Here is a 19,706-nt window from a genome sequence, read left to right on the forward strand (position 1 = left end):
GGTCAGTTTTTCACCATTATAATTTATTGAATGCCGGGTAACAACAGCCTATACTTTTTACAGACAGAGCAATTTCCAGGGAGGGTAATGTGAAGGATGAAAAGTAACCTTATCATCAATACGGATATCACGACGGGAATTATCAGCAGGCATATTTACGGCCACTTTGCGGAGCATCTCGGAAGGTGCATATACGAAGGCATTTGGGTGGGAGAGGATTCGCCCATTGCCAACACCCAAGGCATTCGAAACGATGTGCTGGATGCGCTGCGAAGGCTCGAGATTCCGAACCTCCGCTGGCCGGGAGGCTGCTTCGCGGATGAATACCACTGGAAGGACGGGATCGGCCCGCGGGAGCAGCGCAAGAGAATGGTGAACACCCATTGGGGCGGCGTCGTGGAGAATAACCATTTTGGCACCCACGAATTCCTGATGCTGTGTGAAATGCTTGGTGCCGAGCCTTACATCAACGGCAATGTCGGCAGCGGAACCGTTCAGGAAATGCAGGAATGGGTAGAGTATATGACATTTGACGGCGAATCTCCTATGGCCGACCTGCGAAGAGCAAATGGAAGGGAAAAACCGTGGAAGGTTGCCTTCTTTGGAGTAGGCAATGAAAACTGGGGCTGCGGCGGTCATATGCGTCCCGAATATTATGCCGATCTGTATCGCCGTTATCAAACCTATGTACGGAATTACGGAGATAACAAAATATATAAAATCGCTTGCGGGGCCAATTCCTTCGATTACCATTGGACGGAGGTGTTAATGCAGCAGGCTGCTTCTCATATGCATGGTCTGAGCTTGCACTATTACACGGTTCCGAAGACGTGGAAGGATAAAGGGGAGGCTACCGGCTTTTCCGAAGACGAATGGTTTGCTACGATCAAAAATGCGATGGTGATGGACGAGCTGGTAACCAAGCACTCCACTATCATGGATAAGTATGACCCGGCCAAGCGGGTAGGCTTGATTGTGGATGAATGGGGGACCTGGTACAACGTAGAGCCGGGCACCAATCCTGGTTTCCTGTATCAGCAAAATACGATCCGGGATGCTATCGTGGCCGGGCTTACGCTGAATATTTTCCACAAGCACAGTGAGCGCGTCCGGATGGCCAACATTGCTCAAACGGTGAATGTGCTGCAGGCGATGGTTTTGACGGAAGGGGAGAAGATGCTTCTGACGCCTACCTATCACGTATTCGAGATGTTCAAGGTTCATCAGGATGCGTCGGCGCTGCACGTTCATAACGATTCGGAGCTCTATGAAATGGAGGGGCAGTCGATCCCTCAGGTAAGCGCTTCTGCTTCCAAAGCGGCGGATGGGACCGTACATATCAGTCTATGTAATGTCAGCCACTTGACTGCTGCGGACGTGGACATTCAACTGCGCGGCTCCGCCGAAACCCAGATTGGCCCGATCCGCGGCACAATCTTAACCTCCGAACAACTCGACGGTCACAATACGTTTGAGCAGCCGGAGCGGATCCGGCCCGCCCTGTTTGATCGATTTGCGCTCAAGGAGAACAAGCTGACGGTTACCCTGCCGCCGATGTCCGTCGTCGTGCTGGCTGTGGAGCCAAGCTGAGCCTATGCGGAACGGCACAGATTCATGTAAGGGCTGCTCGGCGGATGTGAATGTATCCGAAGCGCAAATTCAGCGGGTGCTGGCTTCGCTTGAAGCGAAGGGAATCGAATGCGTCTCTCGGGAGTTGTATCAAGAGCGGCTGAGCAGCTGCGGGCAATGTCCGTCCCTTCTGTATGGGACCACGTGTCAATACTGCGGATGCATCGTCCGTATACGAGCGAGGATGGCCGACAAGCATTGCCCTAGGCCGGGCGGCGCGTTTTGGTAACACCCCAGGGATGCTCCCGTTTATAGCCATAGCCCGAGCCATCGGGCTATGTTTGCGTTCCGGGAATAATCCCGCCTCCGAACAGGAAGCGGTGATTCAGTTGCCGCCAGGTGATCTTGTCGATCCGTACGCCGCCGCTCTTTTTCGAGGCGCTGTGGATGATTTTCCCGTTCCCCATATAGATGGCCATATGCGTAATCGGTTTTTCCGAAGGCTTCAAGCCTTTGTAGCTTGCCGGATCCTCGCCTCTGTAGCTTGTGAAGAACAGCAAGTCGCCCCGCCGTGCTCTTCGGAGGGAAGTATAGGTTTTTGGGGCAAAGGCTTTGACATACGCCGCTTGACTCCTGGCGTCCCAAGGCAAATCCATCCCCAAGGAAGACAGGAGCACCCACCTCGTAAAATCGGAGCAATCGAAGGTGGATGGCTCTCGCCGATCGGAGCCGTACTCATAGGGGGTTCCCATGTAAGAGCGGGCGGTCTGGATGGCATTCTCCACATAGCTGCCGCGGATCGGGCGAATGGCAGGGTTCGGTAATTGCTTTATCAGCGGGAACCCGTTAGGATCCAGCAGCGGATTGGCGTCTTTCCCTTGGGTCACGAAGCTCTTTACCCGATAGGTAAGGAGCTGTCGCTCTACCCCGATATCCCCGAAGTACAAATCAGGATCATCCACAGCCGTATCCGCTGCTCCGCAGGATGACAGCAGAGTGAGACTGAGCAGCAGTATGATGGTCGTGTGTTTTCTCATAACTCCCTATGCCCTTCACGAGTCGATCTATTTTAGTCGCAGATAGATTTACCATCACAGGAACATTTTATACGTTGCCGTCGGCCGCTACATGGAAGCAGATTTCCCTTTGGCATTAGGCGATACAAGCGCCTTGCTCTCCCATGCTTTGCTTTTCCAGCGATACAATAAGATGACTCCCCGCAGCCACTCGTCGAGGATGAACACCGCCCAAATTCCCACCAATCCGAAGCCCCAATGAATACCCACCAGGTAGGTAAGCGGAATGCAGAGCCCCCACATGACCGAAACCCCGGTGTAGACAATAAAACGGGCGTCGCCCGCCGCACGGAGCGATTCGCCGACAACGATGTTCAAGCAGCGTCCCGGCTCCAGAAGAAAGCCCATTAGCAGCAGCAGCGCGCCTAAAGCGATGATCTGCGTATCCTTGGTGAACAGCCCGATAAGCGTTTCACGGAATACGGCTATCACAATAACGGCAGCCAGAGAGAGGAGCAGGCTGAGCTGAAGGCTCCGGAACATTTGCCTGTAAGCCTTTTCTTTTTCGCCCGCGCCGACGAGGCGTCCGATAATGATTTGGGTTCCGCGGCCGAGCGCGATGGCGAGAACCATGATGATGTACATGACATTTTGCGTGTAAATTCTCGTGGATAACATCTCCGCGCCTAGAGAGGTAATAAAGTAGGTCGTAACGATTTGGCTCACCGAGTAAGACAGCTGGTTGCTTCCTGTAGGAATGCCGATAGATAAAATCTTCCTTACGTCGTCCATTCGGCTTCGAACGAAATCCTTGATGCCGAGATTCAGTCGAACAATTCGGAATAGGATCACAATATAAACACTTAACGCCAAGCATTGGCTGAGCACGGCGGAGATGGCGACCCCCGTAACGCCCAGCTTCGGAAAGCCCCACGGGCCAAAGATAAATAAATAGTTACCGGCAAGATTCAGCAGGTTCATGCCGATGCTGACCATCATGGTATAGCGGGTATACCCGTGGACCTGGGTAATGGCAGAGATCGTAAGATTGAGTGCCTGAAGAAAGAGAACGCCCCCTACGATCCTCAAGTAGCCTTGGGATAGGAGCAGCAATTCCGGCTCCAAGCCGAATAGGCTGAGCAGCGATTTGCTGAACACCAGCATGACGGCGCTCAGCAGGAGTCCGAGCAGGAGGTTGAGCAGGAGGGCGACTGCGGCGTAGCTACGAACCTCACCGGTTTTGCCGGCGCCTAAATATTGAGAAATGACGATGGCGGAGCCGGCAGAGATGACCTGAAGCAGCAGAAAGGTGAACATGATCAGCTGGTTGGCTACGCCTACGGCCGCGACGGCTCCGTCGGACACCTTGCTGACCATAATCGTATCGGCCATTCGCATGGACATCTGCAGTAACGATTCGATAAAGAGCGGCCAAGTAATGGCGAATAAAGCCAGCTTTTGAGGTTTACTCATGAGTTATCGCCCGCTTTGTTTGGAGTTATTCCTATTGTAGTTCCAAACGACGGTTCGTGCATCATCTTTTTGCCATGCCGGAAGGAATTGACCGACCGGGGGAAGCTCCGGTATGATGGGGAGATAGGATCCGCTCGTCGTGCTTGACGGGAGGAATTCGCAAATCTGTGCACTTTGCTCCAGGCAAAGTGTTTTTTACGTATAGGGGGAATCGAGATGGATCAACAAAGCATGCTGGAAACGATTGAGAAGGTTCGGGCGATGAAGCCGCTCGTACATAATATTACCAATGTCGTCGTGACGAACTTCACGGCCAACGGGCTGCTGGCTCTGGGCGCTTCCCCGGTTATGACCGTCGCTCGGGATGAAGCGGCCGATATGGCCCGGATTGCGGGAGCATTGGTTTTGAATATAGGCACCTTGGATGAGGATATCGTTTCCTCCAGTCTCCTTGCAGGCCGATCCGCGAATGCCCACGGTGTCCCGGTCGTGTTCGACCCTGTAGGCGCAGGCGCTACCGCTTACCGTACGGATACCTCGCACCGTATTCTGAAGGAGCTCCGAGTTACGATTGTCAGAGGCAATGCCGCTGAAATCGCTAACCTTCTGGGCTTGGCAGGGACGATCAAAGGAGTTGATGCTGCCGGAGCAGCGGAAGACACGGAAGCGCTCGCGGTCCAAGCGGCCCAAGCATTCGATTGTGTCGTTGTGATTACCGGCAAGGATGATTACGTCAGTGACGGCCGTGTTACCTATAAGGTGATAGGCGGTACGCCTCTCTTGACCTATGTAACAGGCACAGGCTGCTTATTAACGTCGATCATCGGTGCGTTCGCCGCTGCGGTGAACGATCCGGTAGCAGCGGCGGTTTCCGCGTTATCCTTTTATGGGGCTGCGGCCGTGCTCGCAGAACGAAACTCCGGCCCGGAACAACCGGGCAGCTTCCAGACGGAGCTGATCAATCAGCTCTATCGGCTGGATGGGCAAGCATGGAGGGAGCTTATTCAGATCGAACGTATCGTAAAAAAACAATAAGGAAACGTAAAATATCCCATCCCTGTGAGCGGACCTTGTCTATACAATGGGAGGGTCAGCGGTTCATCGTAACGAAAAGCAGGAGAGGGGTACTATCTATGAATCGGATCATACAGGACAAGAATCCATATCGGGAACGACTGATAGCCTTAGATCGCTCGTGGATCATAAGCAAAGCGAATGAAGCGCTGCAGACGGAGATCCAACATATTACCGACGTGCGCGCTGACAGGAGTGAGGGCGGGGCACATGATTATTATTCGAACGGCGACTACTGGTGGCCGAATCCCGATACACAGGACGGACTTCCTTACGTTAAACGGGACGGCGAATCGAACCCTAACAATTTCGACGCTCATCGCCTCATTCTAAGGGAGATGCGGACGCATGTTGCTCATTTGGCAGCGGGCTACATGGTTACCGGGAACGAGAAATATGCAGGACGGGCGGTTCAATGGCTGAAGGAGTTTTTCCTGGACGAGGCTACACGGATGAACCCGCATCTGCTCTACGCCCAAGCGATACCCGGCATCTGCTCGGGACGGGGTATTGGTATTATCGATACCCTTCATTTGATCGATATCCCTTTTGCAGTCGATGCCTTGCAGGGCTCCGACGCCCTTGCTTCCGAGCTGACAAGCGGTTTAAAGCAATGGTTTGCCGACTACTTGCGCTGGATGTGCACCCATCCGCATGGCTTAGAGGAGATGAAAGCTGCAAACAACCACAGCGTTTGCTGGTTTGTACAGTCCAGTGTATTCGCCCGCTTCACGGGCCACGAGGAAATGCTGGAATTTTGCCGCAAAAAATATAAAGAAGTGCTGCTTCCAAGCCAAATGGATGGGAACGGCAGCTTCCCCCGGGAGCTGGCGCGGACGAAGCCTTACGGCTACTCCATCTTCGTGCTCGATAACATGGCTACCTTATGTCATGTATTAACTACGGCTGCCGATAATTTATGGACCTTTCAGCTGCCGGACGGACGCGGCATCCGCAAGGGCTTCGAGTTTTTGTTCCCCTATATGGCTGACAAAGAAAGCTGGCCTTATCCGGCGGATATCGAGCATGACGAGGGCTGGCCGGTACGGATATCAGGCTTATTATTCGCCTGGGCAGGGCTCGGCACCCCGGACTACATGGATCTGTTTGAAGCATTGGAGCGGGATCCGAAGGATGGCGAAGTGCGCAGAAACATCGCCATTCGTCAACCGCTGCTCTGGCTTTAACGGAAATACATGGAACAGGCCTGCCCCCCGGCAGGCCTGTTCACTATTCTACCGTTACCAATGCAACACCTGAAGCAGGAATGTCAATCAGATGCACTCCTGCATTTACCTCTAAAACATACTCATGAATGGTTTCCCCGCAGCAGTTCACCAGACGAACCGCAGCTTGAGCCGGCGGATGGTTTGCCGGAAACTCCGCATAAACTCCATTTTCCAGTCGGCCGTTTACAAGAATCAGCTCCGACCCCTTACGTACCTCGCGTATAGGAATCAGTTTATCGTGGTAGGTGACGATTACCGTCTTTTGGCCTTTCGCCGCCCGCACCACAGGATAGTTCAGCTCCGGATGCTCCGGCGCCAGTTCTCCGCCCAGCAGTACATCCCGGTGCTCCTTATAGAAGGAGAGCCAGAAGCGGAGCATAGCGGCATGCGGAGCGGTCAGCTTCTCCAGCTGCACCGATACTTGCGGGACGCTGAACAAAATATGGGTCAGCTGGAGAGCCGCACTTTCGACCGGTTCATCGGTGTTCCACATGATCATATCCGCATGAGCGGCGGTGTTGCCGCAGAGCAAGCGAATATCGATGGTGCGGAGCCGGTTCTGGACGGCGTCGTTGGGACAATCCGATGCGCGGAAGAGGTTTCCGTACTTGCGCATGGCAGGCCCGATGTAAGGCTGCCGGAACTCTACCATAATATCCGGCTTGATTTCCCGAAGCCGGGCTATGGAATCTGTTAGCAGCCGATCCACCGCAGCAGGCACGGAGGAGTAATCCATTCCCGCAGCGGGCTCGGGAACAGGAGCATCCTTTGAGTAAAATGTATCAATGAAGTCCAGCTTGAAGCCGTCAAGCCCCCACTCCTCCACAGCTAGCCGGTACTTGGTAATGATATGCTCCCGCACTTCGGGATATCTGGGATCCAGTATCCCTGCTCCGTGGCTCTCGATAAACCTTAGCAGCTTATCCTGAAACCGGCTCCAGGCCTTGCTGTGCTTGCCCACATGGGCAACGGAGTACCATAGCAGAAATTTCATGCCAAGCTCATGCACACGGTCCACATGCTGCTTCATATCCGCAAATTTCTCCAGGCATACCTCCCAATCGCCGGTATAGGCATAGCCTCTCCGGTTATCCGACGTCTGCCAGCCGTCATCTACTATAACTGCTTCCATCCCGAGCTCCTTAGCCTGACGGCACTGCATCTCGATGGCATCCGCCGTCACATTCTGATGCATGCTATACCAGGTGGAATACATGGGGCTCAAGGCCGCGGGAGGAACATAGGCCGGCCGGTACTCCGGCATCTGCGCATACCAACTCTGAACGTCTCGCAGACTCTCATAATAAGCGACGCCTCTTGTATCCACCAAGAGACAAGCTTCATAACTGCTTAGCGGAGGCGTAGTTTCCGTGAACAGCTCCACGTGACAATGAAACCAAGCGGACTCCTCATGAATCCCGGCAGCATAGCTGACCGTATTCAACGCATCGGAGAAGGCAAAGGTTAACCGATTGTATCCGCTGAGGTTAAACAGGGAAATAACCGGAGCGGAGGAGGCGGCGTTGGACCTCAATTTACGCATCCAATCGGCCTTTAACCCTCTGGCTCGATCGATCGCAGGATGCCAAAAATTTTGAATATCCCATACGGGATGCTCCCATTTGAGTGTATAGACCGGAGGGACGGCCGGCTCAGGACTTGTGATGCGAAGCCGGATAATCTGTACGCCTTCGCTTACCTGCTCAGCCGTCAGCTCCGAGGTAAAGAGATCATTGTCCCCAATCAACGTAAAAATATGCTTAGTGGCAGTTACTGTTTTCATGCCTGTTCCCATTGTATACGAATCGTCCTTCCTTATCGAATATGCCGGAGCCGATACAGGCGGCTGCGGAAATCACCCTTCCAGCGAGGCAGATGAAGTCCGATGGACATCAGTTCATCGCCGCCGCAGCGTATTGCCGGTACATCTGCTTCTCCCGTTTCCGTCAACAAGTAATCGGCATCTTCCTTCAGCCCCGACAAACGGAGCTTTCGGGAAGGAGGATTTGGCTCGCCCAGCACTTGAAAATAAGCAACCAGCGCTTCCGATTGGTCCTCTGAGACGAACATCCACGCGGTATGGTTCCCCTCAAACGGACTTAGCAAGCGGTAAAATTCCCCAAATTGAATAAGCGGGCGAAGCTCTTTATACAACGCCACCTGCTGCTTAACGATTTCCTTTTCCTGCTCGCTAAAGGCCGTTAGATCCAGCTCATAGCCGAAATTACCCGACATGGCTGCGTGTCCGCGGGTTTCGAGCGAAGTAACCCTGTGCACCTGATGATTGGGAATCGCCGATACGTGCGCTCCCATCGAGCTGATCGGGTAAACGATACTGGTGCCGTATTGGATTTTTAACCGCTCCATCGCATCCGTATTATCGCTGGTCCAAGTCTGAGGCATGTAATACAGCATCCCGGGGTCGTAACGACCTCCGCCGCCGGAGCAGCTCTCGAAGAGAATATTGGGAAAGGCGGTAGTGATACGCTCCAGTACCTCATATAGCCCCAGGATATACCGATGGGCTGTTTCCCTTTGGCGTTCAGGGGGTAACTGGGCCGAGCCGATTTCGGTCATGTTCCGGTTCATATCCCATTTGACATAAGAGATCGGACAGGACGACAAGATTCCTGTAAGCACATCTACAATATAGTCCCGGACGTCCGCACGGGAGTAATCAAGAACCAGCTGATGCCGCGCCGTGGTTCTCCGTCTCTCGGGCACATGAAGGCACCAATCCGGATGTGTACGGTAGAGCTCGCTGTCCGGCGACACCATCTCCGGCTCGAACCAAAGACCGAACTGCAGCCCCAGCCGGTTCACCCTTGAAACGAGCTCCTCTAAGCCATGGGGAAGCTTCTTCCGATCGACGAACCAATCACCGAGCGAGCTCCTGTCGTTATCGCGCTTTCCAAACCAACCGTCATCAAGCACCAGAAGCTCAATGCCAAGCTCCTTACCGACGGAGGCAATAGCTTCAATTTTGTCTGCAGTGAAATTAAAATAAGTAGCCTCCCAGTTGTTTACCAGGACGGGACGGGTTCGATCACGGTGAGGCCCCCGGCAAAGACGGGTACGGTACAGCTTATGATACGTACGGGACATACGGCCGAGTCCTTCTCCCGAATACACAAGGACCGCCTCCGGTGACTGAAAAGCTTCTCCCGGCCCCAGAAGCCAGCTGAAATCAAACGGATTGATGCCCATGACGACGCGCGTCGTGCTGTAAGGATCCACCTCGGCTTGGGCGAGGAAGCTTCCGCTGTAGACCAAGCTGAAGCCGAATACCTCGCCATGCTGTTCATCCGTACCCTTGCCGAGCAGAGCTATAAATGGATTTAACGAATGGCTGCTGGCTCCCCGGCGGCTTTCGATGACAGCTGCGCCCGGTGCCAAAGGCCGCCTCTGAACATGCCGTTCTCTCGCCCAGGTGCCGGATAAGAAAATGACATCAAAGTCGGCGTGAGGCAGGTCCACTCCCATGCTGAGCGCCCGCAGTAGGCGAATCGGCATGGACCCGACATTCTCGAAGCGGACGGAACGGGTAATCACATCCAGCTCGGGGAAAATCGAATAGGTCAATACGGCTTTAAGTCCGGCAACGTCGTCAGTGAGCACGATCTCCAGACTTTGTGCTTCCTCCTCCGATTCGACATAGGTAGAAGGCAAACCGGCTAAGCCGGGCTTCCCGGGATAAATCCGGTGAGATTCGTAAACCAGCTCGCTAACCGTGCTGCCGTTGGGCAGCTGAATCTGATAGGCGGGCACGCGGAAATCGCTGCCGCCGTAAGCGGGCAGCTCCTGAGGCAGCGTGTCGAGAGACAAGCTGAGGTCGTCCGGATCGGTGGACGGAGAGAAGGAGCAGCGTCGGCGGAGCGATAAATGGCCCCCAAGATGCGTCCCCCTGACCTTGCGTCCCCAATGCGCATGAGCAAGGTATTTGCCTTTGACGAGCTGCATGATGTAGCTCGTTCCCGCCGTTTGTAAGTGAAAGATCGATTGCTGGGAATCGTACGTAATGCTCATGAGTTCCTCCAACGTATGAATGAATTTGCATCCATTATAAGAAATCGACACGGAGAAGCAGATGGAGAAATCCGTCATGCGTATGTAAAAATTTACGATTGCCGGCTGAAGAGCCTTTTCTAGTATCCATCGAAAAAAAACACAACTCCGTTGTAACTATATCCATACCTTCCGGCCGGCAATCGGTCTTAAATAATAGACAGAGAGACAAGGAAAGGATGGAGACAGTGTGAAGCCGCAGGAGAGATGGATGGAAGCCATACAGCAAATGGAGGTGCTCGATACCCATACCCATTTGGTAGGGGAACGGCTCGCCGCGCGTAATTTCTGGGAGATTGCCCATTACTTTTGGTTTAAGCAGGAGCTGCAATCGGGAGGGTATCCCTTGAATGCTGAAGAGCTGCCGGAAGAGGAAAGAATCGCTGCATTTCTCTCTGCTTACCTTAAGACTAGAAATACCAATATGAACTGGGTGTTTACCCACATCTTTAAGTACCTATACGACCTGGATATCACCGATGCGAATTCCATTCGCCGAGCGGACAAGGCGGTGCGGGAGAGCGGCGCAAAGGCAGGCTGGGCGCAAGCTGTAGCCGATCGGTTGAACATCAAGCGTTTTGTTACGAATATCCCGGAGCACGCGGCGTTTCAGGGAATGCGTGAGGATGCCATCGTCATACCGCGCATTGACGGCAAAATTCATGAGTGGTCAAAAACCGTTCAGCAATCGGCCGAGCCTGCCCAAGCCTTCGAGGAAATCAAACAAAGCATAGAAGGTCTGCTGACCTCTTACAAAGCTAAAGGATACCCCGGCATCATGACGACGCTTCCGCGTTATGAGGCTTCCGCTAATGAGACGTACCGTCTGGAGGACGGGCTAAGCTTCGATCAAATCATGATGCTGATCCTGGACTATGTATGCGGGATTGCGGAACGTGAGGGGCTGCTTGTCCAGTTGTTTCTGGGAGTGGAGCGTTCCTGGTGCGGCACCGCCGTCCCTGCGAACGACCCGGCTCGGATTCTTAAGCTGACCGCACTCTTCGAACGATACGGCAAATGCACCTTCGAGCTGGTGGTCGCCTCCGAGCTGAACAACATGGATGTGGTTCAAGCGGCCTGGAACTTCTCCAATGTGCATGTAGGAGGCATGTGGTGGTTTAATTTCCGCACCAGCACGTACCGCCAAAGCATGCAATACCGGCTAGAGGCGATTAGTCCGATGAAGAGCTCGCTGGTTGTCTCCGATGCCCGCTGCATCGAGTGGAGCTTCGGCAAGATTCTGCTCATTAAGCGGCTCGCCTCCGAATTTCTTGCCGAGCAGACAGCCCGAGGCTGGCTTGACGAAGAGACGGCGCTGCTCACCGCAAGGGAATGGCTTTATTCCAGTGCCGCCGCAAGATACGGCCTTCGACAGGATTCGTAAAAAAACACACGTCATAGCGAAGAAACAACATGGATGAAACGGAAATTGCTTTGTATGATGAACATGAGCTTAAAGAGACAACAAACAAACGATGAAGTGGAGGGGGAGTAACGTGGCTGCTAAGATCAAGGCCGCTGACCGACAGCTGCAGTACACATTTACGACACAGCGGGAGAAATGGACCTTCATGCGCAAGCATTGGGGGCTGTATGTGATCTCGATTCCGGGAATTTTCTTCTTCCTGATTTTCAAATATGTACCGCTGCTGGGGTCTGTCATCGCATTTCAAAATTACAATATTTTTCGGGGGATTACGGGAAGTCCGTTTATCGGGCTGGACAATTTTAAGCGAATGTTCGCTTATCCGGAATTTCTCATGATTCTGAAGAACACCTTGCTTATAGGTATATACGATCTGGCGTTCGCTTTCCCTTTGCCGATCCTGCTGGCGATTCTGCTCAATGAGCTGCGTCAGGTCCTTTATAAACGGATCGTCCAAACCATTGTTTATTTGCCCCATTTCTTATCCTGGGTTATTGTCGGAGGGATTCTCGTGGGAGTCCTATCGCCGACAACCGGGTTTGTCAATACCGTCATCTCGTCCTTAGGCTTTGAGCCTATCTATTTTTTGGGGGATAACGACTATATCCGAAGCATACTCATCGGGTCGGGGATATGGAAGGACAGCGGCTGGGGAACGATCATTTATTTGGCGGCCATTGCCGGCATTAACCCGGATCTCTACGAGGCTGCACAGATCGATGGCGCCGGGAGACTGAAACAAACCTTTTCCATTACGATTCCATGCATTCTGCCGACGATTATGATTTTATTCCTGCTGCAGATCGGCAATTTCCTTGATTTTGGCTTTGAACGAGTATTCGTCTTCCTTAATCCGCTGAACAGCGAGAATGGGGAAATCATAGACACCTACGTATACCGGGCGGGATTGGTGGACCGGCAATACAGCTACACGACGGCCATCGGTCTTTTTAAATCGGTTGTAGGTTTACTGCTCATCGTGATTGGCAACACCCTCAGCCGCAAAGCCACAGGGGAAAGTCTTTATTAGAAAAGGGGTGAACAATCGTGATTATCAGCAAAGCGCAAAAAACATTCAATGGTGCCAACGTCATCTTCATGGCTCTGCTCGGTTTAACGATGGTTATGCCGATCATTCACGTCATCGCTCAATCGCTTAGCAGCAACGCGGCCATTAATACGGGACGGGTCGCCTTCTGGCCGGTGGAGTTCACCTTGGACAACTACCTGCTAATCCTGAAGGATATGTCGATTTGGATCGCATTCCGCAACAGCGTCATTATCACCGTATTCGGTACGTTGATCAACCTGACGGCTACCGCGTCACTGGCTTATCCTTTATCCAGACCCGAATACCTGGGCCGAACCAAGGTGCTGATCCTGGTGCTGGTAACCTTAATATTCAGCGCACCGCTCATTCCCAATTACCTGCTGATTAAACAGCTCGGCTTGCTGGATACTCTATGGGCGCTCATGCTGCCTTCGGCGATCAGTGCCTTTAACCTGTTCGTCATGCGATCCTTTTTCATGAACCTGCCGAATGAGCTGATTGATTCGGGCAAAATGGACGGCTGCGGCGATTTCCGCACTATCTGGTACATCGTGCTGCCGCTGTCCAAGCCCGCTATGGCGACAATGGGGATCATCTATGCCGTTTCTAACTGGAATACGTATTCAGCGGCCGTTTATTATATCAATAATCGTGCGCTCATTCCTCTGCAGGTTCGGCTTCGCGAGATTGTGTTTACCGATATGCTGGGCAGCTCCGATCCTACCGCTGAAATGATGCTAACTGTTTCTCCGGAAGGAATCAAGATGGCGGTTATCGTGGTTGCGACGCTGCCGATTATGCTGGTTTATCCATTCCTGCAAAAGCATTTCATTCAAGGGATGCTTGTAGGCTCAATAAAATCGTAATCATGTAGAAAGAAGGGGTATCCATGAAAAAGAAGAAAGCGGTTCATGTATCTTTAGCTGCCGTGATAGCAGCGGGAGCCCTTGCCGGCTGTGGAGGCGGCGAGCAAGCAGCGACGTCCAAAGAGCCGCCAGCCGCCCAGAAGGCAAAGTTCTCGATCTCCTATCCGACTACGGTCAACACAGGCTATCATGCCCGCATACCTGATCTGAACAAGGACAAATGGGTTCTGAAGCTTGAAGAGCTTACGAATACCGACCTTGATGTTAGGGTCATGGAGGAAACGAAAATGAGCGTGATGTTCGCCGGCGGCGACCTCCCGGACGTCGTGGGCAACATCGGAACGCCAACGAATAAAGCAATGTCCGGCTCCGTCGAGGCAGGCATGTTCATGCCGCTGGACGACCTGCTGAAGCAGCATGCACCGAACCTGATGAAGGCGGTGCCTAAGGCTGCGTGGGAAGCAGTATCGTACAAGGGCAAAATTTATGGGATCCCGGAATACTTGGCGAACCCGTCGAGACGGGCTACTTTTATCCGAACCGACTTGCTGAAGCAAACGGGGCTGCCGGCGCCGAAGACGGTGGATGAGTTTTTGAATGTGCTGCGCGCCTTCAAAAAGCTCGGTGTTGAGAATCCGTATCAAATGCGTGAGAACTTTAAATACGCGGACGTCATTCTTGGAGCGTTCGACGTGCTTCCCTACAAGGATCAGTTCGAAGTGAAGGATGGGCAGGTGGTTCCGAAGTTCTTCGATGCCGACAATATGATGAAGGCGCTTCAGGTGTACAAAACCATGTACGATGAAGGGTTGATTCCGAAGGATTTCGCAACGATTACTTCCACGGATTATACCAAGAACATTAACGGCGGCAAGGCAGGCAGCTGGTCCTCTAATGCAACCGGGCTCGTAGGCTTCCGCGTGAACAACAAGCAGGTGGTGCCGGACTCCCAAGTCGACATTATCGCTTCGCCGAAAGGTCCTGAAGGAACAGGGGGGTACTTCTACTATACTCCGGTTATCCGATCCTTCTATATCAATGCCAAGGTAAAGCCGGAGACGGCTGTCGGGATTATCAAATTCTTCGATTGGATGGTCACGCCGGAAGCGGAGAAGTTCTTTACATTTGGAATTGAAGGCGACACGTACACGACGGAGAATGGAGCCATTAAGTATAAATTCCCGCAAACGAAGGAAGAGACGGAAGAGGAAGGCTTCCGCAGCGGCACGCTTTGGGCAGCGCATGATGCGACCTATAACAAAATGCGGCTGGAGCTGGATCAGAACGGCAAGGACACATTGAAGGCCTTCGATGAGGTTCTCGCCAAGGAAGGCTTGGGGGGCATCGGATTTTATCCGGACCTCACTGCTTTCACGAAATTCCCGGATCTTGCCGCGCCGCAGCAGGACGTAGGACCGAAGCTGATCATCGATCACATGATCAAGATGATCTACGGCAAAGAGCCGATCTCCGACTGGCCTAAAGTAATCGAAGAGTATAAGTCGAAGGGCGGTAACGAAATCATTAAGGAAGCTACCGATCGATATAATAAAAAAGAAGGCGTAATGATTCTCTCTAAGTAACGGATAACTTCAAGGTTGAGCTTGTCCTCCCCCGGTAAGGGGGAGGATTTAGCCATATTAAGGAGGAATGAACTCATGGCAAGAAGTTTAGCGGACCGGCTGCTGCCTGCCCCGAGAAACGGCGGGTTTCGTATGGAAGGATATTGGGTCTGGTGCGGATCCGTCGTTCAAGGTGAGGACGGACGCTTCCACATGTTTGCTTCCCGCTGGCCGAAGCGGCTGCCGATGCACCCCGGCTGGCTGGTGGCGTCGGAGATTGTCCGCGCCGTTTCCGATACGCCGGAAGGACCGTACGAGTTCCAAGAGGTCGTTCTTCCGGCCAGGGGTGCGGAGTACTGGGACGGTCGCAGCACCCATAACCCGCACATCAAAAAGATCGGCGACAGCTATGTGCTGTATTATATGGGCTCAACCCATCCTTTCGCGGATGTGCAGCCGGGTGAGGACTACGGGCTTGAGGATCCCCGCTGTATAGCTGCGAGAGCAAACAAGCGGGTCGGTATTGCCACCTCGCAAAGTGTGTTCGGCCCTTGGGAACGAAAGGACGCACCGATTCTCCCCACACGTCCGGGGCGGTTCGACAGCTTCCTGACCTCGAACCCTGCGCCTTGCGTGCATGAAGACGGATCCATCCTCCTGATCTATAAAGCTCGTAGGTATGAAGGGCATACCCATGGTCAGATGACCATCGGGGCAGCAAGCGCCGACAGCTTTCAGGGTCCCTACCGGGTGCTGACGGACGAGCCGGTGTTTCCTCCGGACCGCTTTCATATAGAGGACCCGTACGTATGGAAGACGGAGGACGGGTATGAATTGATTGCCAAGGACATGGAGGGAACACTGTGCGGGGAGAAGCATTCCGGAATTCACGCCTATTCGGCCGACGGGAAGAGCTGGAGCTTATTTGAGCAGCCGAAGGCATACTCACGCCGGGTGACCTGGGACGATGGTGAGGTGCAGCTGATGGGCAATTTGGAGAGGCCGTTCCTGCTGTTCCAAAACGGCAAGCCCACCCATTTGTTCGCTGCAACGGCTGACGGCTCGGGCGGCTTTAGAAATGCTTCGAATACATGGAATATGGTAATCCCCATCGCACCTGAATAAAGAGAGGAGCTGCTTTATGAAAGCAATACTAGTCGGACTCGGCTCGGCAGGCTTCAGCTGGTATAAGCGGTTGAAGGCGCAGGGGCTGCTTGCTGCCGTAGTGGAAACGAATTCATCCATGAAGGTGAAGCTGGAGAACGATCCTTATCCCTTCTACACCTCGCTTGAGGAAGCGCTGAATAACGAAGAAGCCGATTTTCTTGTGAATGTTACTTCGCCCATGGCGCATACGGCTATCAATCATGCGGCCTTCGACCGGAGGCTGCCGGTGCTTTGCGAGAAGCCGATATCCTTCGACTATGAGGAGTCGGTGGAGGTGGTGAAGCGGGCGCTACGGGAGGGCATTCCGTTCATGATCGCGGAGAATTACCGGCGATTTCCATACATACGCAGGCTGAAGCAGCTGATTGACGAAGGAGCGATCGGGCGAATAGCTTCGATTGATATCCGGTTTCACCGCTATCATCAGGTACAGCGTAATTACACGGTCAGCCTGCTGGATGATATCGGCGTCCATCACTTCGATATGATCCGTTATTTGACCGGGGCGGAAGGGGTTCGGATTGCCGCTCAGCTGTATAACCCGCTGAATGGCTGGGAGGAGCCGGGCTCCGTGCTCGGCACGGAGGCCTGGATAGACCTTGAAGGCGGGATTCGCGCGACCTACTCCGGCACGATTGCTTCCCGCAGCAAGCAAACACCGTGGTGCGGACAGCTGAGGATCGAGGGGACTGCCGGTGCCTTGGAGCTGACCGATCAAGTCATTTATCTGCATCGTGAGGGTCAAACGGAGGTTTATAACGATCACAGCGCAGTTCAAGTTAGCGATACGCTGGCTGAATTTCTTGCCTCGCTTCGGGAGCGGCGGGAGTCCGAATCCAGCGGAAGGGATTACTTATATACGCAGGCTCTGGTTCATTATGCGAAGCTGTCGAGCGAGAAGTCACGGCGCATCGATGTAACTTTACCATGTGTAACCGAGTGAATGAATCGGAATCCATATAGAGGATGGGATGAGCTAAATGAAAGGCTTGACTTGGCAAAAAACGACGACAGGAGTATGGCACTCCAAAGTGGGAGAGCCCTCCTCCTTATCTCCGCTTGCTTGGATGAAACAGGAGCCGAAGCATGAAGCTCTTAAGCGGCTAGGTGATGCGGAGCTTCCTTTTGACTTGGAGGAGGTGCGCCTGGACCATGTCGGGAAGATGCTGGTGCTTTCTTTCCCTTTAACGGAGAGCGAAGCCATTTACGGCACAGGGCTGCAGTTCATGCGGTTGAATCAGCGGGGAAGAACCAAATACCTCCGGGTGAACAGCGACCCTAAGCAGGATACGGGAGAAACCCATGCACCGGTACCGTTCTTTGTTACGGACAGGGGCTACGGCGTGCTGATCGACACCTCCCGGATCGTGACGGTCCATTGCGGCTCAACCGTACACATTGAGGATAACAGGCGCGAAGCTGTACTTGACCGGAATACGGATAAAGGCTGGAAGGCCACGCCGTTATCCAGCCGAATTGAGGTGCGGCTGCCGGACGAAGGGGCGAACATCTATGTGTTCAGCGGTCCGTCTGTGGCGAGTGTAGTTAGCCGATACAATCTGTTCTGCGGCGGAGGCACCTTACCGCCCAAGTGGGGGCTCGGCTTCTGGCACCGGGTGCCGAAGCTATACAGCGACAAGGAGGCTGTGGCGGAAGCGCAGGAATTCCGTGAACGCGGCATTCCTTGCGATGTGATCGGCTTGGAGCCGGGCTGGCACAGCCGCAGCTATCCCGTCACGTATGAATGGGCTCGGGAGCGGTTTGCCGATCCTGCCGGATTCGTTCGTGAGCTGGCGGAGCAAGGATTTCAGGTCAATCTATGGGAGCATCCCTATGTTTCTCCCGATGCGGAAATCTACGAGCCTTTGAAGCCGCTTTCCGGAAGCCACGCCGTCTGGGGAGGGTTAGCGCCGGACTACACGCTGGAGGAGGCCCAGGCGCTGTATGTGAATCAGCATGAAGAGGAGCATGTCCGTATCGGCGTGTCCGGCTACAAGCTCGATGAATGCGACGGGAGCGAGCTCACGAACAATTCGTGGATGTTTCCGGCTCACGCGAGCTTCCCTTCCGGCAGTGACGGAGAGCAGATGCGGCAGATGTACGGTCTGCTGTTCCAGAAAATGACAACGGATCTGTACCGGAAGCATAACCGCAGAACCTACGGCTTGGTTCGCGCCTCGAACGCTGCGGCTTCCACGCTGCCCTATGTGATTTATTCGGATTTGTATGACCATAAGCAGTTCGTACGTGCGATGTGCAACGCTTCATTCAGCGGGATCCTGTGGACACCGGAGGTGCGTAAAGCCGGCAGCAGCGAGGAATGGGTGCGCCGGATGCAGGCGGTTTGCTTCTCCCCCATGGCTATGCTGAATGCTTGGGGGGACGGCACGAAGCCGTGGTCCTTCCCGGAGGTGGAGCCGATTATCAGGCATTATATCGAGCTTCGCATGAGGCTGCTTCCTTACTTGTACACGGCATTTGCCCGGTACCGTTTCGAGGGCCTGCCGCCGTTCCGTGCGATGCCTTTGGCCTTCGAGAATGCCCAAGAGTACCGTGCCGCAGCTGCGCTGAAGAGCCTGGGAGAAGGCGAGGTGTTGAATACGACCGATGCGGCATACGGAAAGCAGAAGGTTAGAGAATGGGACGATCAATTTCTAATGGGAGACGATCTGCTGGTAGCTCCTGTATTCGCCGGAGAGCACGAGCGGGATGTGCTATTGCCGCCAGGCGTATGGTATGGCTTTGAAACGGGCGAGCGGTTCGAGGGAGGACGTATTGTCCATGTGCAAGCCCCGCTGGAGCGGATTCCGATCTTTGTCCGTGAGGGAGCCGTCATCCCAACGATGCCGGTTAGGCCGCACGCACCGAAGGCAGGGGAGCAGACGCCGCTGGAATGGCTCCATTTCGGTACCGTGCCTGGACGCGGTATGCTGTATGACGATGACGGGGTGTCGTTTGATTATGAACGGGGGAACAGCGTTTGGCAGCAAGCGGAGGTCCGTGCCGGCGCGGATGGAACTCTCGAGTGTGTGATCGAAGAGGAAACCGCCGGAGCGAACACGGCATCGTCCTATAGCTCCACAACCTGGAAGCTTGGATTAACGAAGCTCGGCTAACGTTCACTGTGTCGCCTCCGATAGCTTGACTAAGCTCGTGACCTGCACCCGCACCCGCATCCGGAACCATGATGAAAACAGAAGGGGGCAGT

General features: G+C 53.8%; 15 protein-coding genes. 11 read left to right on the plus strand and 4 right to left on the minus strand.

Going from position 1 to position 19,706, the window contains the following annotated elements; genetic code table 11:
* Window positions 1-96: 96 nt before the first annotated feature.
* Together RAC89_RS19470 and RAC89_RS19475 are read left to right on the plus strand one after the other, a co-directional pair.
* On the plus strand, window positions 97-1,590 hold the full coding sequence (locus tag RAC89_RS19470; RefSeq protein WP_306615362.1) for an alpha-N-arabinofuranosidase: 1,494 nt from the start codon (window positions 97-99) through the stop codon (window positions 1,588-1,590).
* A 4-nt stretch (window positions 1,591-1,594) separates the two neighbouring features.
* The gene (locus tag RAC89_RS19475) at window positions 1,595-1,858 is read left to right on the plus strand and encodes a DUF6171 family protein (protein WP_306615363.1); all 264 of its coding nucleotides are present in this window, start codon (window positions 1,595-1,597) and stop codon (window positions 1,856-1,858) included.
* Between the two features lie 46 nt (window positions 1,859-1,904).
* Here the strand turns inward: RAC89_RS19475 and RAC89_RS19480 are convergent, their stop codons facing one another.
* Both RAC89_RS19480 and RAC89_RS19485 read right to left on the minus strand, forming a co-directional pair.
* The gene (locus RAC89_RS19480) at window positions 1,905-2,606 is read right to left on the minus strand and encodes a C40 family peptidase (RefSeq protein ID WP_306615364.1); all 702 of its coding nucleotides are present in this window, start codon (window positions 2,604-2,606) and stop codon (window positions 1,905-1,907) included.
* 87 nt (window positions 2,607-2,693) lie between these two features.
* Window positions 2,694-4,058, minus strand: a complete 1,365-nt coding sequence (locus RAC89_RS19485; protein WP_306615365.1) for an MATE family efflux transporter — start codon at window positions 4,056-4,058, stop codon at window positions 2,694-2,696.
* A 216-nt stretch (window positions 4,059-4,274) separates the two neighbouring features.
* Between RAC89_RS19485 and thiM the strand changes: the two genes are divergently transcribed.
* Together thiM and RAC89_RS19495 are read left to right on the plus strand one after the other, a co-directional pair.
* Entirely contained in the window at window positions 4,275-5,093 is an 819-nt protein-coding gene (thiM, locus tag RAC89_RS19490) for a hydroxyethylthiazole kinase (RefSeq protein ID WP_306615366.1), read from the plus strand.
* 98 nt (window positions 5,094-5,191) lie between these two features.
* On the plus strand, window positions 5,192-6,319 hold the full coding sequence (locus RAC89_RS19495) for an alginate lyase family protein (RefSeq protein WP_306615367.1): 1,128 nt from the start codon (window positions 5,192-5,194) through the stop codon (window positions 6,317-6,319).
* A 43-nt stretch (window positions 6,320-6,362) separates the two neighbouring features.
* Here the strand turns inward: RAC89_RS19495 and RAC89_RS19500 are convergent, their stop codons facing one another.
* Both RAC89_RS19500 and RAC89_RS19505 read right to left on the minus strand, forming a co-directional pair.
* Window positions 6,363-8,144 (minus strand): glycoside hydrolase family 36 protein, encoded by a 1,782-nt coding sequence (locus tag RAC89_RS19500; protein ID WP_306615368.1) that lies wholly within the window; start codon window positions 8,142-8,144, stop codon window positions 6,363-6,365.
* Window positions 8,145-8,176: 32 nt separating this feature from the next.
* Window positions 8,177-10,387: an alpha-galactosidase gene (locus RAC89_RS19505; RefSeq protein WP_306615369.1), complete on the minus strand. Its 2,211-nt coding sequence runs from the start codon at window positions 10,385-10,387 to the stop codon at window positions 8,177-8,179.
* 250 nt (window positions 10,388-10,637) lie between these two features.
* Between RAC89_RS19505 and RAC89_RS19510 the strand changes: the two genes are divergently transcribed.
* The 7 genes from RAC89_RS19510 to RAC89_RS19540 all read left to right on the plus strand — a co-directional run bounded on the left by RAC89_RS19510 (window position 10,638) and on the right by RAC89_RS19540 (window position 19,614).
* Window positions 10,638-11,810 (plus strand): glucuronate isomerase, encoded by a 1,173-nt coding sequence (locus RAC89_RS19510; protein WP_306615370.1) that lies wholly within the window; start codon window positions 10,638-10,640, stop codon window positions 11,808-11,810.
* A gap of 112 nt (window positions 11,811-11,922) precedes the next feature.
* Window positions 11,923-12,882: an ABC transporter permease gene (locus RAC89_RS19515; protein WP_306615371.1), complete on the plus strand. Its 960-nt coding sequence runs from the start codon at window positions 11,923-11,925 to the stop codon at window positions 12,880-12,882.
* A gap of 14 nt (window positions 12,883-12,896) precedes the next feature.
* Window positions 12,897-13,769 (plus strand): carbohydrate ABC transporter permease, encoded by an 873-nt coding sequence (locus tag RAC89_RS19520; RefSeq protein WP_306616142.1) that lies wholly within the window; start codon window positions 12,897-12,899, stop codon window positions 13,767-13,769.
* Window positions 13,770-13,792: 23 nt separating this feature from the next.
* Window positions 13,793-15,352: a type 2 periplasmic-binding domain-containing protein gene (locus RAC89_RS19525; RefSeq protein WP_306615372.1), complete on the plus strand. Its 1,560-nt coding sequence runs from the start codon at window positions 13,793-13,795 to the stop codon at window positions 15,350-15,352.
* A gap of 75 nt (window positions 15,353-15,427) precedes the next feature.
* A complete protein-coding gene (locus tag RAC89_RS19530; RefSeq protein ID WP_306615373.1) occupies window positions 15,428-16,456 on the plus strand; it encodes a glycoside hydrolase family protein in 1,029 nt (342 codons plus the stop codon).
* Between the two features lie 16 nt (window positions 16,457-16,472).
* Window positions 16,473-17,441 (plus strand): Gfo/Idh/MocA family protein, encoded by a 969-nt coding sequence (locus tag RAC89_RS19535; RefSeq protein ID WP_306615374.1) that lies wholly within the window; start codon window positions 16,473-16,475, stop codon window positions 17,439-17,441.
* 37 nt (window positions 17,442-17,478) lie between these two features.
* Window positions 17,479-19,614 carry a TIM-barrel domain-containing protein gene (locus RAC89_RS19540; protein ID WP_306615375.1) on the plus strand — a complete coding sequence of 712 codons (2,136 nt, stop codon included), beginning with the start codon at window positions 17,479-17,481 and terminating at the stop codon, window positions 19,612-19,614.
* The last annotated feature ends 92 nt before the right edge of the window (window positions 19,615-19,706 follow it).

It is taken from the genome of Paenibacillus sp. GD4, assembly GCF_030846225.1.
Taxonomy (GTDB): domain Bacteria; phylum Bacillota; class Bacilli; order Paenibacillales; family NBRC-103111; genus Paenibacillus_G; species Paenibacillus_G silviterrae.

Excerpts from the sequence above, each read along its gene's own strand:
- RAC89_RS19530 (WP_306615373.1), top strand. The coding sequence starts at position 15,428 with ATGGCAAGAAGTTTAGCGGACCGGCTGCTGCCTGCCCCGAGAAACGGC.
- RAC89_RS19510 (WP_306615370.1), top strand. The coding sequence starts at position 10,638 with ATGGAAGCCATACAGCAAATGGAGGTGCTCGATACCCATACCCATTTG.
- RAC89_RS19480 (WP_306615364.1), bottom strand. The coding sequence starts at position 2,606 with ATGAGAAAACACACGACCATCATACTGCTGCTCAGTCTCACTCTGCTG.
- RAC89_RS19470 (WP_306615362.1), top strand. The coding sequence starts at position 97 with ATGAAAAGTAACCTTATCATCAATACGGATATCACGACGGGAATTATC.
- RAC89_RS19495 (WP_306615367.1), top strand. The coding sequence starts at position 5,192 with ATGAATCGGATCATACAGGACAAGAATCCATATCGGGAACGACTGATA.
- RAC89_RS19535 (WP_306615374.1), top strand. The coding sequence starts at position 16,473 with ATGAAAGCAATACTAGTCGGACTCGGCTCGGCAGGCTTCAGCTGGTAT.
- thiM (WP_306615366.1), top strand. The coding sequence starts at position 4,275 with ATGGATCAACAAAGCATGCTGGAAACGATTGAGAAGGTTCGGGCGATG.
- RAC89_RS19475 (WP_306615363.1), top strand. The coding sequence starts at position 1,595 with ATGCGGAACGGCACAGATTCATGTAAGGGCTGCTCGGCGGATGTGAAT.
- RAC89_RS19540 (WP_306615375.1), top strand. The coding sequence starts at position 17,479 with ATGAAAGGCTTGACTTGGCAAAAAACGACGACAGGAGTATGGCACTCC.
- RAC89_RS19505 (WP_306615369.1), bottom strand. The coding sequence starts at position 10,387 with ATGAGCATTACGTACGATTCCCAGCAATCGATCTTTCACTTACAAACG.
- RAC89_RS19485 (WP_306615365.1), bottom strand. The coding sequence starts at position 4,058 with ATGAGTAAACCTCAAAAGCTGGCTTTATTCGCCATTACTTGGCCGCTC.
- RAC89_RS19500 (WP_306615368.1), bottom strand. The coding sequence starts at position 8,144 with ATGAAAACAGTAACTGCCACTAAGCATATTTTTACGTTGATTGGGGAC.
- RAC89_RS19525 (WP_306615372.1), top strand. The coding sequence starts at position 13,793 with ATGAAAAAGAAGAAAGCGGTTCATGTATCTTTAGCTGCCGTGATAGCA.